The sequence below is a fragment of the Mycolicibacterium sphagni genome, assembly GCF_002250655.1.
Lineage (GTDB): Bacteria > Actinomycetota > Actinomycetes > Mycobacteriales > Mycobacteriaceae > Mycobacterium > Mycobacterium sphagni.
Genome location: NZ_NOZR01000001.1, coordinates 321,376 through 334,802 on the forward strand (window position 1 = coordinate 321,376; position 13,427 = coordinate 334,802).

The window sequence follows — 13,427 nt, forward strand, 5'->3', positions numbered from 1 at the left end:
GTCATCCCTGATGCTTCAGGGTGGAGAAGTCCGTATCCCACATCCAGGCCGGCTGGCTCTGCCAACCGGAGTAACCCTTGCGGGCGGCGACCGTGTTGTGCAGGTCGGAGATATTGATCCAGCACAAGGAGTCCCGATAGGCCTTGGCGGCTTCGACATACAGGGCCTGCGATTTGGCGGCGTCGGGCTCGGCACTGCCCGCGTCGAGGAGCTTGTCGGCGTCCGGTACCGAGCAGCCCTGCAGGTTCACCGGCGCGTTTGTGTACTGATAGATCCGCGACCAGGTGTCAGGGTGGGCGGCGTCGGGATTGAACGAGGCCAGCAGCAGATCCGGTCGCTGGTCGGGGTTTTGGGGCAGCGCGAAGAACTGGGCCAGCGGGAAGTCGCGGATTGTCGCCCTCAGCCCCGCCTGCTGCAGGATAACCTGCATCTGGTTGGCCAGGTTCTGCAGGCTGCTGTCACCGGTGGGGTAGCCGATCATGACATCGCCGCCGCTCTTGCCGACAGCGGCCAGCTTCGACGGGTCGTAGTCGTGCTTGTCGGGCACTGCACCGTCCGGCAACATTCCGACTGGGTAGAACTGGGTGGACGGGGCGCCCTGTGCGCCGAAAACCTGTGTGGTCAAGGCGGTTTGGTCCAGAGCGGCGGACAGGGCGGCCCGCGCGTCGTGCGAGGCGAAGACTGTGGAACTCGGACTGACCATGACCTCGGCCTTGACCAACGCATTCTCCTGGAGCACCTCGGTGTCCGGGCCGGACGCAAGGGCTTCGTAGTCGCCCTTCGACAGGCCGTGCAGCACCATGTCGAGTTGGCCGTTGCCGAGTTCGAGCCGTTGCACGGCCGAGGCGGTGATGACCGGCATCTGCACCGAGGTGATCTGCCCGGGTGTGCCCCAGTAGTTCTTGTTGGCGGCCATCGTGTAGTGACTGGCTGGCACGGCCTCGGTCAGCTCGTAGGGGCCGGTGCCGGCGGTATGCGACGCCAGCCACGCCGAGGCGTGGTCGTTGCCGGTGGCGTGTTGGGCGACCGCGGTCGGGCTGGTCATCAGCGGGCCGTACGGGGAGGCGAGGTAATCCAGAAAGGGTGCAACGGGTTTGGTGAGGGTGACGACGAACGTGTGCGGGTCCGGTGTCTGCATGTCCTTGAGGTCGGCCAGCATGTAGGCCGGTCCGCCCGCCATGTCGATGCGTCGCTGGAAGCTGGCCTTGGCAGCCGCCGAGTCAAACGGCGTGCCGTCGGCGAACTTGACGCCGTCACGCAGGGTGAACGTATAGGTTAGCCCGTCGGGGGAGACGTCCCACTTGGTTGCGAGCAGCGGTGCGATCTTCGTCGACCCCGGGGCGTACTGGAGCAGCCCCTGGTAGGTCGAGGTCATGATCAGCAGACCCTCGGGCTGGTAGAACGTGTCGGGATCCAGTGGCGGTGGGTCGGACATCAGCGGAGTGCGCACGGTCGACGAGGCTGCGGCATTGTCGCTGGGGCTGTTGGTCTTTCCCGAACAGGCCGTGCCGCCCAGCAGTAGTGCCGCGATCGCCAGGGGCGCGATTCCCGACGTGATCTTCATCGGCCCAGTTTCGGGTGGGCTGATTTCCACTGTGTGACATGACGGTTACCGCCTTGTACGAACGTCCAAGAGTTGTACGTTTGACCTAGAAATGCCGGCGGCGGCGCTCTACTCTCGCGACGACAGCTGAAATTCGAAGGGAGCAAGCACAATGCCTGCTACACCACGGGCGTTCGACCTCACCGGTCAGGTGGCTCTCGTCACCGGTTCGAGCAGCGAGCTCGGCATAGGCTTCGCCTCGGCGCGGCTGCTCGGCCAACTGGGTGCGGCGGTGATGGTGACCGGCACCACCGACCGGGTTCACCAGCGGGCCGAGGAGCTCGCCGCTGAAGGTATTCGGGCCGAAGCGCAGATCGCCGACCTGTTCGATTCCGATGCGGCCCGCGGTCTGGTCCAGGCCACCGAGGCGGCGTTCGGCAAGCTCGACATCGTAGTGAACAACGCCGGCCTGGCATCGGTGCACAGCCCCGAAGAGCCCAACCCGCTGATGGTGATGACCGACGAAGAGTGGTCACTTGCATTGCGGCGCAACCTCGACAGTGCGTTCTTTGTCACTCGGGCGGCACTGCCGGGCATGGTCGATCGGGAATACGGCCGCGTGGTCAACGTGGGGTCGACCGCCGGTGTCCTGACCGCCTACACCGGAGACGTCGGATACCACACCGCCAAGGCCGCGATGTTGGGGATGACCCGGTCGATGGCCGTCGACTACGCGAAGACCGGCATCACCGCCAATCTCGTACTGCCGGGCTGGATTGCGACGGCGGCCCAGTTGCCCTCGGAAGTCGCCGCAGGCAATGCCACGCCGGTCGGGCGGTCGGCCACCGCGGACGAGGTGGCGACCGGCGTCGCCTACCTGGCCACCCCGGGCGCCTCCTACGTCACCGGGACGACGCTGATCATCGACGGCGGCAACGCGATCTGCGGAGCCACCGTGGCGGCCTAGTGCGGTGCAGGCAACCGCAGTATCAGTCGCGCACCGCCGAGCGGACTGTCCTCCAGTGAGGCGGTGCCACCGTGCAGTTCGGCCTGCTGGGCCACCAGCGCCAGGCCCAGGCCAGAACCAGAGTGCGACGCCGTTGACCCGCGGGCGAAGCGGTCGAACACCGCCGAGCGCTCTGCCTCCGGCACGCCGGTGCCGTTGTCGTCGACCGCGATCTGGACACCCTCGCGCGAGCTGACCGCCGACAGCTGAACCCGGGTGGCGCCACCGTGTTTGACGGCGTTGGCGATCGCGTTGTCCACAGCCAGCCGAAGACCGGCAGGCAGCCCGATGATGATGCAAGTGGGCGACGGCACCAGCGACACCTCGAGGTCGGCGAAGACCCGCATCGCGTCGTGCGCGGCGCGGTCGAGTAGCTCGGTGATGTCGACGGGAACGTGGTCGGCCTCTGTCGAAAGTTCGCCCTGGGCAAGGCGTTCCAGTGCACCCAGGGTGGCTTCGATGCGGTCCTGGGTGCGCGCGACGTCGCCGAGCAATTCCTTGCGCTGTTCGTCGGTCACGTCCAGAGTGGTCAGCACCTCGAGGTTGGTGCGCATCGCGGTCAGCGGGGTGCGCAGTTCATGAGCCGACACCGCGGCGAAGTCGCGCGCCGAGGCCAGCGCCGCCTGGGTGCGGTCCTGTTCGGTCCAGATCCGTTCCAGCAGACCCTTGATCGCCTCGCCGATCTCGACCGCCTCGGTGGCGCCACCGATCTCGACGTCGGGCGCCTTGTCGCCGGCCTCGATCTGCCGGGTCTGGGCGGCCAGTCGCCGAAATGGCCGCACCGCGAACGTGGCCAGTGCCCAGCCGAGCAGGGCGGCCGCGCAGATGGCGAACACGCAGATGACCAGCACTCGGCGGTGCAGGTTGTTGGTATCGGCGATGGTGTCGTCATAGGTCGCGCCGACCTCCAGCGTGGTGGCCTCCGGGTAGGCGAGTTCCACCGTACGCACCCGATAGCGGACTCCGTCGACCTCGGTGGTCGCGTAGTCGGAGTCGAGTCTGGGCAACACGACCGTGGAATTGGACCGGACCTGGTCGCCGCGGCGGACGGTGATCACCACGTCCTGATCGTTGGGCGACGGCGGGATCTGGTCGAGACCGCGCGGGACGAACGGAACCGCGAAGCCCGCGGCCTCATCCAGTCGCCGGTCCAGACGTTCCAGGCGGTCGTTGGTGATGCCGATCCAGACGATGGTGCCGACGATCGTCACCACGATCGCCGCGCCGATCGCCGTCGCGAATGCCACTCGAGTACGCAGTGACGGGGTGCGGCGGAAGATCCGCGGGAGCGTCACGACCCGATCACTGGGTGCGCAACACGAAACCCACGCCGCGCACCGTGTGCAGCAGTCGGGGCGCGCCGCCGGCCTCGAGCTTGCGGCGCAGGTAACCGATGAAGACATCGACGACGTTGGTATCGGCGGCGAAGTCGTAGCCCCACACCAACTCGAGTAGCTGGGCGCGGCTCAGCACCGCCGTCTTGTGCTCGGCGAGCACCGCGAGCAGATCGAACTCACGTTTGGTGAGGTCGACGTCGACACCGTTGACCCTGGCCCGCCGCCCGGGGATGTCGACCTCGAGCGGACCGACCTGGATGGTCTCCGAGGAGAACGTGGCCGTCGCGCCACGCCGACGCAGCAGTGCCTTGACCCGGGCCACCAGCTCGGCCAGCACGAACGGTTTGACCAGGTAATCGTCGGCCCCGGCCTCCAGGCCGGCGACCCGGTCGTCGACGGAGCTACGGGCCGAGAGCACACAGACCGGCACGTCGTTGTCCATCGCGCGCAGCGCGGTGACCACGCTGACGCCGTCCAGCACCGGCATGTTGATGTCGAGCACGATCGCGTCGGGTCTGGTTTCAGTGGCCGAGCGCAGGGCTTCGGCGCCGTCGACGGCGGTGGCCACCTCGAATCCGGAGAGCCGCAGCCCGCGCTCCAGCGATGCGAGCACGTCGGGATCGTCATCGACCACCAGTACTCGGGGTGCGGCCGAACTACTGTCCATGGGCCTTATCTTGCCTGATCGATGCCCGTACCAGTGGGAGGCCGCCGCGACACGGCGACATCCGGGGGAAGGGTTTGACCTCAATCATTGTTCAGGTTTTAGCGTTGGGATGTTGCGACCGATAACCGATTGCCGTGCGTGCGATCATCGAACGTGGGGGTCTTGTCGGACTGGCCGCATAGGTTCAGCGGTGGTCGATGACGAAGGAAATGGTTGACGCGGTGGATGTGATGACTTCCGAACCGGGCGGGGCGCGCTCGGATCCGGCCATCGCCGCGCCCCGGCCATCGCCCGGAGCCGCCTCCGATCTGTTCCGGTTGCTGCCCTACTTGATGCCGTACAGGGCCCGCTGGATCGCGATGGTGACCGTCGCGGTCACCAGCCTGGTTGCCACCGTCGCCATCCCGCTGATGACCAAGGCCGTGATCGACGGCCCGGTCCGTCATCACGACCAGCGCGGGCTGTGGGTCGTGGGTGCCGCGGCCATGGCGGTTGGCATCACCGAGGCGGTGCTGTGGTTCATCCGGCGCTGGCTGGTCGCCCGCGCCACGATGGGCGTGGAGGCCGACATCCGCAAGGATCTCTACGCCCGGCTGCAGATCCTGCCGATGTCGTTCCACGGCCGCTGGCAATCGGGCCAGCTGTTGTCGCGAATCATGAACGATCTCAGCGTTATTCGGCGGCTGCTGTCGTTCGGGTTGGTTTTCCTGATCCTCAACGTCCTGCAGATCACCGTCGTCACGATCATTTTGCTGGCGATGTACTGGCCACTCGGGGTGGTGGTCCTGGTGTCGATCGCGCCGATCACCATCACCGTGCTGCACTTCGAACGCGCCTTCACCCGGCTGTCCCGCCAGGCCCAGGACCAGGCCGGCCACGTCGCCACACATGTCGAGGAGTCGGCCCTGGGACTGCGGGCGGTGAAATCCTTCGGCCGCGAAGACTACGTCTACGACCGCTTCGACGAGCAGGCCAGCATGCTCTACGACACGCAGGTCCAGAAGGTCGCGGTGTCGGCGAAATTCTGGACCCTGCTCGAGGTGATCCCCAACCTCACGCTGATCGTCGTGCTGGGCTTCGGCGCCTACGCGGCCGGGCACGGCCTGGTCACCCTGGGCACCCTGGTCGCGTTCATCACGATGATGCTGTCGCTGGTCTGGCCGATCGCCTCGCTGGGCTTCCTTCTGTCGATGACGCAGGAGTCGATGACGGCGGCCAACCGGATCGCCGAGATCTTCGACGCACCCCGCGAGATCACCGACGGCGCGGATGGGATCGCGCCGCGGCGCGGCCGGCTGGAACTGGTCGACGTGGGCTTCCGCTTTCCTGCGTCGGACAATTCGCACACTGAGGCCTGGGCCGTACGGCATGTCGATGTCACCGTGGAGCCGGGGGAGACGCTGGCGCTGGTGGGTGCCACCGGTTCGGGGAAGTCGGTGTTGGCCTCTCTGCTGCCGCGGCTGTACGACGTCACCGAAGGCGCGATCCGCATCGACGGCACCGATATCCGGGAGCTATCCCTGGACGCGCTGCGCGAGACCGTCGCCACCGCCTTCGAGGACCCGACGCTGTTCTCCATGTCCGTGGCCGAGAACCTGCGGCTTGGCCGTCCCGACGCAAGCGATGAAGACCTGGGTAGGGCCGTCGAGATCGCCGCTGCGCAGTTCGTCTACGACTTGCCGTTCGGCCTTCAGACCCGCATCGGTGAGCAGGGCATGAGCTTGTCCGGCGGTCAGCGGCAACGGCTTTCGCTGGCCCGCGCCATCCTGGCCGCACCGCGGATCCTGGTGCTCGACGACACCCTGTCGGCACTCGACGTGCACACCGAGGCTGAGGTGACCGAGGCGCTGCGCCGAGTGCTGGGCGGGGTCACGGCTGTGGTGGTGGCACATCGTGCCTCGACGGTGCTGCTGGCCGACAAGGTCGCACTTCTCGACACGGTCGACGGCGCGGGCACTATCACCCACATCGGCACGCACGCCGAACTGCTGGCCACCGTGCCGCGCTACCGCTTCCTGCTGGCCGCCGACGACGAACTCGACGACGGCTGCGAACCTCGGGTCGAGTGGGAGGACGACGACGAGCGTCAGCGGCTGGACCGCGCCTACGAGGAGGCCTGCGAGGAGCGTGGTGCCGTCCGCCGCACCGACGATTACGCGGCGTCGGAAGGCAGGCGGCGATGACCGCAACAGAATGGCGGGGCCGCCTCGACGAACAGCCCGAGGACCTGCCGATCGACGAGCGTGCCCCACGCCGCCGCGAGGCTCGCGCACTTCTGGGCTCGCTGCTGGCACCCTTCAAGATGACCGTCGGCCTGCTCGCGTTGGTGGTCGTCGTGGAAAACGCTGCGCGGCTGTCGGTTCCGCTCCTGGTTCAGCGAGGCATTGACCACGCGATACCGCCACTGCTGTCCGGCGGCTCGGCACGCGAGCTGGTCATCGTCGTGGCGGTGCTGTGCGGTGTGGTGAGCCTGCAGGCGATCAGCCGGCTCGTGTTCCTGAACCGCTCCGGGCGGATCGGCCAACGGGTGCTGTTGGAGGTGCGCCGACGAGTGTTCCGGCACTTTCAGCGCCTCGACGTTGCCTTCCACGATCGCTACACCTCCGGGCGGGTGGTCAGCCGGTTGACCAACGATGTCGAGGCCATCCAGGACATGCTGGAGACCGGCTTCGACAGCCTGATCACCGCGGTGCTGACCCTGTTCGGCACGGCGATCCTGTTGGTGGCCCTCGACGTCCGGCTCGGTCTGATGTGTTTGACCGCCTTTCCGATCCTGGTCGGGTTGGTGTGGTGGTTCTCGTCCGAGTCGGCCAAGACCTACCGCCGGGTGCGGGAGAGCGCCGCGCTGGTGATCGTGCAGTTCGTCGAGACGATGACGGGGATCAAAGCGGTACAGGCCTACCGCCGCGCGCCGCGCAATCAGGAGATCTTCGACGACGTCGCCGACCGATACCGCGAGGACAATGAGCAGACCTTCCGGCTGCTGGCGATCTTCATGCCTGCGGTGAAGCTGGTCGGCAACCTGACCACGGGCGTGGTGTTGCTCTACGGCGGCTACCGGGTGCTGCACGCTGAGATGACCATCGGCACGCTCGCGGCGTTCCTGCTGTACCTGAGGATGTTCTTCGAGCCGATGCAGGAGATCTCGCAGTTCTTCAACACCTTCCAATCGGCGTCGTCGGCGCTGGAGAAGCTGGCCGGGGTACTGGCCCAGAAGCCGGCGATCGCCGACCCCGCGACGCCTGTGCACCCCGAGCGGGTTCACGGCGAAATCGCTTTCCGCAGTGTGCAATTCAGTTATGTGCCGGATCGTCTGGTATTGCCCGGGCTCTCGCTGGTGATTCCTGCCGGGCAGACCGTCGCCCTGGTCGGCACCACGGGGGCGGGCAAGACCACCATCGCCAAGCTGATCGCCCGGTTCTACGACCCGACGGCCGGCTCGGTCACCCTCGACAGCGCCGACCTGCGGGACTTCGCCCAGAGTGACCTACGCCGACACGTCGTCATGGTCACCCAGGAGAACTTCCTGTTCTCCGGAACCGTCGCCGACAACATCCGGTTCGGTCGCCCTGCGGCGTCCGATGCGGAGGTGCGTGCGGCCGCGGAAGCGGTGGGCGCCGACGAGTTCATCGCGGCACTGCCCGACGGCTACGACACCGACGTCGCCACCCGCGGGGGACGGCTGTCCGCCGGGCAGCGGCAGCTGATCGCGTTCGCGCGGGCGTTCCTCGCCGACCCGGCGGTGCTGATCCTCGACGAGGCGACGTCCTCGTTGGACATCCCCAGCGAGCGGCTCGTGCAGCGGGCGCTGCGGACGGTGCTCGCCGACCGCACGGCGCTGATCATCGCCCACCGGTTGTCGACCGTCGAGATCGCCGACCGGGTGCTGGTGCTCGAGCATGGCCGCATCGTGGAGGATGGCCCGCCCGCTGAGCTGATCGATTCGCAGGGCCGGTACGCCGCGCTGCACCGGGCCTGGCTGGAGTCACTGGCCTAGCGACTGCCAAGGGCGCAAACTGCGAATATGCGGCGCTACGTCGATCGTGCTGACGCGGGCCGCCGGCTCGCCGGCTGGCTGCTGGCCTATCGGGACCGCGATGTGCTGGTCCTAGGCCTTCCGCGCGGCGGGGTCCCGGTGGCCTACGAAGTCGCCGAGGCGCTCGGCGCCGCATTGGACGTCCTCGTCGTGCGCAAGCTCGGGGTGCCGAGCCAGCCCGAGTTGGCGTTCGGCGCCATCGGGGAGGGCGGCGTGCGGGTGCTCAACGATTCGGTGCTGCGGCATGTGCTGGTCAGCGATGCGGAGATCGCAGACGTAGAAGCCGCTCAGCGCGACGAGCTACAGCGCCGTGTGGAGCGCTACCGCGGGGACCGCGCGCCGATTCCACTCGTGGGGCGGGTCGTGCTGATCGTCGACGACGGATTCGCCACCGGCTCCTCCGCCCGCGCCGCCTGCCTGGTGGCCCGCGCGCACGGCGCGGCAACGGTGGTGCTGGCCGCTCCGATCGGAGCGCCGGATACCATCGCCGAACTTCGCTCTTTCGCCGACGACGTGGTGTGCCCCGGCGCGCCAACGTATTTCAGTGCCGTGGGCCAGGGCTACGACAACTTCACCCAGACCTCCGATGACGAAGTGTGCACGCTGCTGCGGTGCGCTGAGAGCGGCTTTACGCAATACTGAGTTAATCAGCGATACAAGCGATACAAGCGATACAAGCGATACACGGGCGCAACCTCTTGGTAACTATCCGCGCCCGAGCGTGGCTGTGGACACCGCGCTGTTGACCCTCGACCCGGCCGAGCCGGAGTTACTGGTCCTGCAGGTGCGCCGCGTCGACGCGCCGGGCTGGGCCTTACCGGGAACGTTCCTGCATCCTGGCGAGCGTCTTGCCGACGCGGTCGAGCGCTCTCTGCATGCCAAAGCCGCTGTGCGTGGCTTGCGTCCGCGCCAGTTGCACGTCTACGACGATCCCGCGCGTGACAGCCGTGGCTGGGCGCTGTCGGTGGCGCATGTCGAAGTCGTGCCGATCCGGCGGCTCGACTCCCGCCTGCCGGGCCAGACCCGTCTGGTCGCAGTGGCCCGCCCGGGCCGGCTGCGCTACGGGCATGCCGAGATCATCGCCAGGGCGGTGGAACACCTCCGCGATCGCTATGCCGAACAACCCGACCCCGGTCACCTGCTGGGGCGGCAGTTCACGCTCGGGGAGCTGCATCGCGTACACCAAGCGGTGGCGGGCCGGCCGCTCCAGCGCGACCGGTTCCGGCGCCTGATGAAACCGCTGCTGCGGCCCACCGGCCATCTGGTCACCCGCACCGGAGGCAGGCCCGCCGAGCTGTTCCTGCGCGAGTCTCGGCCGAATCCCTAGCCGGGCAAGCCGATTCGGCGGTAGCGCCGCAAACGGGCGGCATAGCGCGATTCCGCCGGCTTCTCTCGCAGTTCGTGGATTTCCCTGGCGATCGCCGCGGACATCCGGTGCGCAAATTCTGTCGCTTCGTCGGCGGCATCGGGATGTTCGGGCACGATCGCGTCGACGATCCCGCTGCGCAGCAGATCGGTCGACCGAATGCCTTGTGCGGCAGCCAGTTCCGGGGCGTGCTCGGTGTCACGAAAGACGATGGCGCTGGCCCCTTCTGGCGGCAGCGGGGCTAGCCAGCCGTGCTGGGCGGCCAGCACGCGGTCGGCCGGTACCATCGCCAGCGCGGGCCCGCCGCTGCCTTGGCCGAGCAGTACCGACACCGTCGGGGTGTCCAGCGTCACCAGGTCGGACAGGCAGCGGGCGATCTCGCCGGCCAGGCCGTCCTGTTCGGCTTCCGCCGACAGCGCGGGCCCGGCGGTGTCGATCACCAGCACCAGCGGCAGTTGCAGACCGGCGGCCAGCGCCATGCCGCGGCGGGCCTCGCGCAGGGCCGCGGGGCCGACACGGAGGGCAGGAGCGGAGCGACCCGGGATTTGGGCACGGAGGGCAGGAGCGGAGCGACCCGGGATTTGGGCACGGAGGGCAGGAGCGGAGCGACCCGGGACATCGCCGGAGTCGCCAACGACGCGCTGCTGACCGACGACGACGGCGGGCTGGCCGCCGAACCGGGCCAGGGCCAGCACCGTCGTGGCCGCCTCGCCGTGGGTACCGGACAGCAGCAACCGGTCGGTAGCTCCCTCCCGCAGCAGCCAGGTCACCCCCGGCCGGTCGGGGCGCCGCGACGCGAGGACCGAATCCCACGCAGGTTCGTCGGGCACCGGCTCGTTCGGCACCGCGGCCGGCGGGGCCGTCGGCGCGTCGGTGATGACGGTCAGCGCGCGGTCCAGCGTCGCGCGCAGCGCCTCGACGCCGACCACCGCGTCGATGACGCCGTGGCGGAGCAGGTTCTCAGCGGTCTGCACGCCGGGCGGGAACGGTTCGCCGTAGAGCTGCTCGTAGACCCGCGGGCCGAGAAACCCGATCAGCGCGCCCGGCTGGGCCGCGGTGATGTGTCCCAGCGAGCCCCACGATGCGAACACGCCTCCGGTAGTCGGGTGCCGCAGATAAACCAGATATGGCAGATGCGCCTGCTTGTGCTGGGTGACCGCCGCGGCGATCTTCACCATCTGCAGGAAGGCGACCGTGCCCTCCTGCATGCGGGTGCCCCCCGAGCTCGGCGATGCCAGCAGGGGCAGCTTCTCGGCGGTCGCGCGTTCGATCGCGGCGGTGATGCGTTCGGCGGCGGCCACCCCGATCGACCCGGCCAGGAAGTCGAACTCGCAGGCCACGACCGCCACGCGGCGGCCGAACACGGTGCCTTCGCCGGTGAGCACGGCCTCGTCGAATCCGGTAGTGGCACGGGCCGCCTCGAGCTCGCGGGTGTAGGCCTCGTCGGCCTCGATGGCCAGCGGTGTGTCATCCCAGCTCTGGAACGAGCCCGCGTCCAACGCAGCGTCTCGCAGTTCGGCAGCCCCGATACGACTCACGAGACGAGGTTATCGGTGCCAGTACGCTGAAAATCATGATCGGTATCAACCGCGTGGGGGATGTGACCACCATCGAGCTGCAGCGTCCCGAACGCCGCAACGCGCTCAACTCCGACCTCGTCGACTCACTACGGGAAACCGTGGAGAAGGCCGCCGCCGAAGACGTGCGGGTGATCGTGCTGACCGGCCAGGGCACCGTGTTCTGTGCCGGGGCCGACCTGTCCGGGGACGTCTTCGCCGCCGACTTCCCCGACAAAGCCATCGCGCTTAACAAGGCGATCGACGCTGCCCCGATGCCGGTGATCGCGGCGATCAACGGCCCGGCGATCGGCGCGGGCGTGCAGCTGGCCATGGTCTGCGACCTGCGGGTGGTGGCTCCCGGCGCCTACTTCCAGTTCCCGATCGCCAAGTACGGCCTGGCGCTGGACAACTGGAGTGTCCGCCGGCTGTCCTCGCTGGCCGGCTACGGCCGGGCCCGCGGCATGCTGCTGGCTGCCGAGAGGCTGGACGCCGCCACTGCCCTGATGACAGGGATGGCCAACCGGCTCGGTGACCTGACCGATGCCCAGGCGTGGGCGGCCGAGATCGCCGGGCTCGCGCCGCTGTCGTTGCAGGCCTCCAAGCGCGTGCTCAACGACGACGGCGCGTTCGAGGAACAGTGGCCCATCCACAAGGAGCTGTTCGACAAGGCGTGGGGCAGCCAGGACGTCATCGAAGCGCAGGTGGCGCGGATCGAGAAGCGCGCCGCCAAGTTCAAGGGCGCCTAGATGCCCGGCCTTCCCCGAGTCGCGTCGCTCCTGCCTTCGGGGCGGGCTGCGCTGCGGGTGGCCGCCGGGACGGCATCGCTGGCCACCGGCGGCTGGGTTCTGCGGGCCCTGAACGACGCGCCCGCCTCGCTGGGGGCCGGGCCGGTGCAGATCCGCGCGGTTGCTGACGGCTCGCCCCACTACCGCGACGGGGTGTTCCACAACATCGAGCCCGCGTCGGCGCTGAAGCTGGATGCCCTGGACGGCGAGGAAAACCGCCTCGTACTGTTCGACATGCTCGGCCGTCGCTCGGCCAGCCGCCCTGCCGGCGTCATCCCGCTGGACCACTCGCCCCCGCCGACCCACTCCGAGGAGCTCGCGGTCACCTGGCTGGGGCACTCGACGGCACTGCTGGAGATCGACGGCTACCGGGTGCTCACCGACCCGGTGTGGAGCGACCGCTGTTCACCGTCGCGCGCCGTCGGGCCGGGGCGATTGCACCCGGTGCCCGCGCCGCTGGAGGCGCTGCCCGCCCTGGATGCGGTGGTGATCAGCCACGACCATTACGACCACCTCGACATGGACACCGTGCTGGCCCTGGCCCGCACCCAGCGGGCGCCGTTCGTCGTCCCGCTGGGCGTCGGCGCGCATCTGCGGCAATGGCAGATTCCGTCGCAGCGCATCATCGAGCTGGACTGGAACGAGCAGACCACGAGCGGCGACCTCACGCTGGTCTGCACACCGGCGCGGCACTTCTCCGGCCGCTTCCTGTCCCGCAACACCACCCTGTGGGCGTCGTGGGCGCTCATCGGTCCGCAGCACCGCGCCTACTTCGGCGGCGACACCGGCTACACCTTCAGCTTCGAACAGATCGGCGCCGATCACGGCCCCTTCGACCTGACGCTGATGCCTATCGGGGCGTACAACACCGCCTGGCCCGACATCCACATGAACCCCGAGGAAGCCGTGCGCGCCCACCGCGACGTCAGCGACAACGGGCTGCTGGTGCCGATCCACTGGTGCACGTTCCGGCTGGCGCCCCACCCGTGGGCCGAGCCGGTCGAACGGCTGCTGGAGGCCGCCGACGACGCCGGCGTGCGAACTGCGGTGCCACGCCCCGGCGGCCGGGTCGTCGCGTCGGCCGCGGGGGCAATAGACCCGTGGTGGGAGCTGTGAGCTACTACGGTT

Annotated in this window: 10 protein-coding genes and 1 pseudogene; 7 read left to right on the forward strand and 4 right to left on the reverse strand. The window is 68.5% G+C overall.

What is annotated here, in order from left to right; translation table 11 throughout:
• Position 1: 1 nt before the first annotated feature.
• The gene (locus CG716_RS01615; protein ID WP_094475733.1) at positions 2 to 1,564 is read right to left on the reverse strand and encodes an ABC transporter substrate-binding protein; all 1,563 of its coding nucleotides are present in this window, start codon (positions 1,562 to 1,564) and stop codon (positions 2 to 4) included.
• Positions 1,565 to 1,715: 151 nt separating this feature from the next.
• On the opposite strand from CG716_RS01615, the gene CG716_RS01620 reads away from it, so the two are divergent.
• The gene (locus tag CG716_RS01620) at positions 1,716 to 2,510 is read left to right on the forward strand and encodes an SDR family NAD(P)-dependent oxidoreductase (protein ID WP_094475735.1); all 795 of its coding nucleotides are present in this window, start codon (positions 1,716 to 1,718) and stop codon (positions 2,508 to 2,510) included.
• On the opposite strand, the gene CG716_RS01625 is transcribed toward CG716_RS01620, so the two are convergent.
• Together CG716_RS01625 and prrA are read right to left on the reverse strand one after the other, a co-directional pair.
• Positions 2,507 to 3,844 (reverse strand): HAMP domain-containing sensor histidine kinase, encoded by a 1,338-nt coding sequence (locus CG716_RS01625; protein WP_094475737.1) that lies wholly within the window; start codon positions 3,842 to 3,844, stop codon positions 2,507 to 2,509. The genes CG716_RS01620 and CG716_RS01625 overlap by 4 nt on opposite strands.
• A gap of 7 nt (positions 3,845 to 3,851) precedes the next feature.
• Positions 3,852 to 4,553 carry a two-component system response regulator PrrA gene (prrA, locus tag CG716_RS01630; protein WP_094475739.1) on the reverse strand — a complete coding sequence of 234 codons (702 nt, stop codon included), beginning with the start codon at positions 4,551 to 4,553 and terminating at the stop codon, positions 3,852 to 3,854.
• A gap of 230 nt (positions 4,554 to 4,783) precedes the next feature.
• On the opposite strand from prrA, the gene CG716_RS01635 reads away from it, so the two are divergent.
• The 4 genes and pseudogenes from CG716_RS01635 to CG716_RS01650 all read left to right on the forward strand — a co-directional run bounded on the left by CG716_RS01635 (position 4,784) and on the right by CG716_RS01650 (position 9,916).
• Positions 4,784 to 6,736, forward strand: coding sequence for an ABC transporter ATP-binding protein (locus CG716_RS01635; protein ID WP_094475975.1), 1,953 nt, complete (start codon positions 4,784 to 4,786; stop codon positions 6,734 to 6,736).
• A complete protein-coding gene (locus CG716_RS01640) occupies positions 6,733 to 8,550 on the forward strand; it encodes an ABC transporter ATP-binding protein (protein ID WP_094475741.1) in 1,818 nt (605 codons plus the stop codon). The genes CG716_RS01635 and CG716_RS01640 overlap by 4 nt, the downstream gene beginning before the upstream one ends.
• A 27-nt stretch (positions 8,551 to 8,577) precedes the next feature.
• Positions 8,578 to 9,225: pseudogene (locus CG716_RS01645) on the forward strand (phosphoribosyltransferase); the annotation flags it as partial.
• 85 nt (positions 9,226 to 9,310) lie between these two features.
• Positions 9,311 to 9,916, forward strand: a complete 606-nt coding sequence (locus CG716_RS01650) for an NUDIX hydrolase (protein ID WP_094475745.1) — start codon at positions 9,311 to 9,313, stop codon at positions 9,914 to 9,916.
• On the opposite strand, the gene CG716_RS01655 is transcribed toward CG716_RS01650, so the two are convergent.
• Positions 9,913 to 11,493: a carboxyl transferase domain-containing protein gene (locus CG716_RS01655; RefSeq protein WP_094475747.1), complete on the reverse strand. Its 1,581-nt coding sequence runs from the start codon at positions 11,491 to 11,493 to the stop codon at positions 9,913 to 9,915. The two genes, CG716_RS01650 and CG716_RS01655, sit on opposite strands and share 4 nt — an antisense overlap.
• A 35-nt stretch (positions 11,494 to 11,528) precedes the next feature.
• Between CG716_RS01655 and CG716_RS01660 the strand changes: the two genes are divergently transcribed.
• On the forward strand, positions 11,529 to 12,260 hold the full coding sequence (locus CG716_RS01660; protein ID WP_094475749.1) for an enoyl-CoA hydratase: 732 nt from the start codon (positions 11,529 to 11,531) through the stop codon (positions 12,258 to 12,260).
• Positions 12,261 to 13,415: an MBL fold metallo-hydrolase gene (locus CG716_RS01665; RefSeq protein WP_094475751.1), complete on the forward strand. Its 1,155-nt coding sequence runs from the start codon at positions 12,261 to 12,263 to the stop codon at positions 13,413 to 13,415.
• Positions 13,416 to 13,427: the final 12 nt, after the last annotated feature.

Bases quoted from the DNA above. Each gene is read 5' to 3' on its own strand.
- CG716_RS01615 (WP_094475733.1), bottom strand. From the start codon at position 1,564: ATGAAGATCACGTCGGGAATCGCGCCCCTGGCGATCGCGGCACTACTG.
- CG716_RS01640 (WP_094475741.1), top strand. From the start codon at position 6,733: ATGACCGCAACAGAATGGCGGGGCCGCCTCGACGAACAGCCCGAGGAC.
- prrA (WP_094475739.1), bottom strand. From the start codon at position 4,553: ATGGACAGTAGTTCGGCCGCACCCCGAGTACTGGTGGTCGATGACGAT.
- CG716_RS01620 (WP_094475735.1), top strand. From the start codon at position 1,716: ATGCCTGCTACACCACGGGCGTTCGACCTCACCGGTCAGGTGGCTCTC.
- CG716_RS01660 (WP_094475749.1), top strand. From the start codon at position 11,529: ATGATCGGTATCAACCGCGTGGGGGATGTGACCACCATCGAGCTGCAG.
- CG716_RS01665 (WP_094475751.1), top strand. From the start codon at position 12,261: ATGCCCGGCCTTCCCCGAGTCGCGTCGCTCCTGCCTTCGGGGCGGGCT.
- CG716_RS01635 (WP_094475975.1), top strand. From the start codon at position 4,784: ATGACTTCCGAACCGGGCGGGGCGCGCTCGGATCCGGCCATCGCCGCG.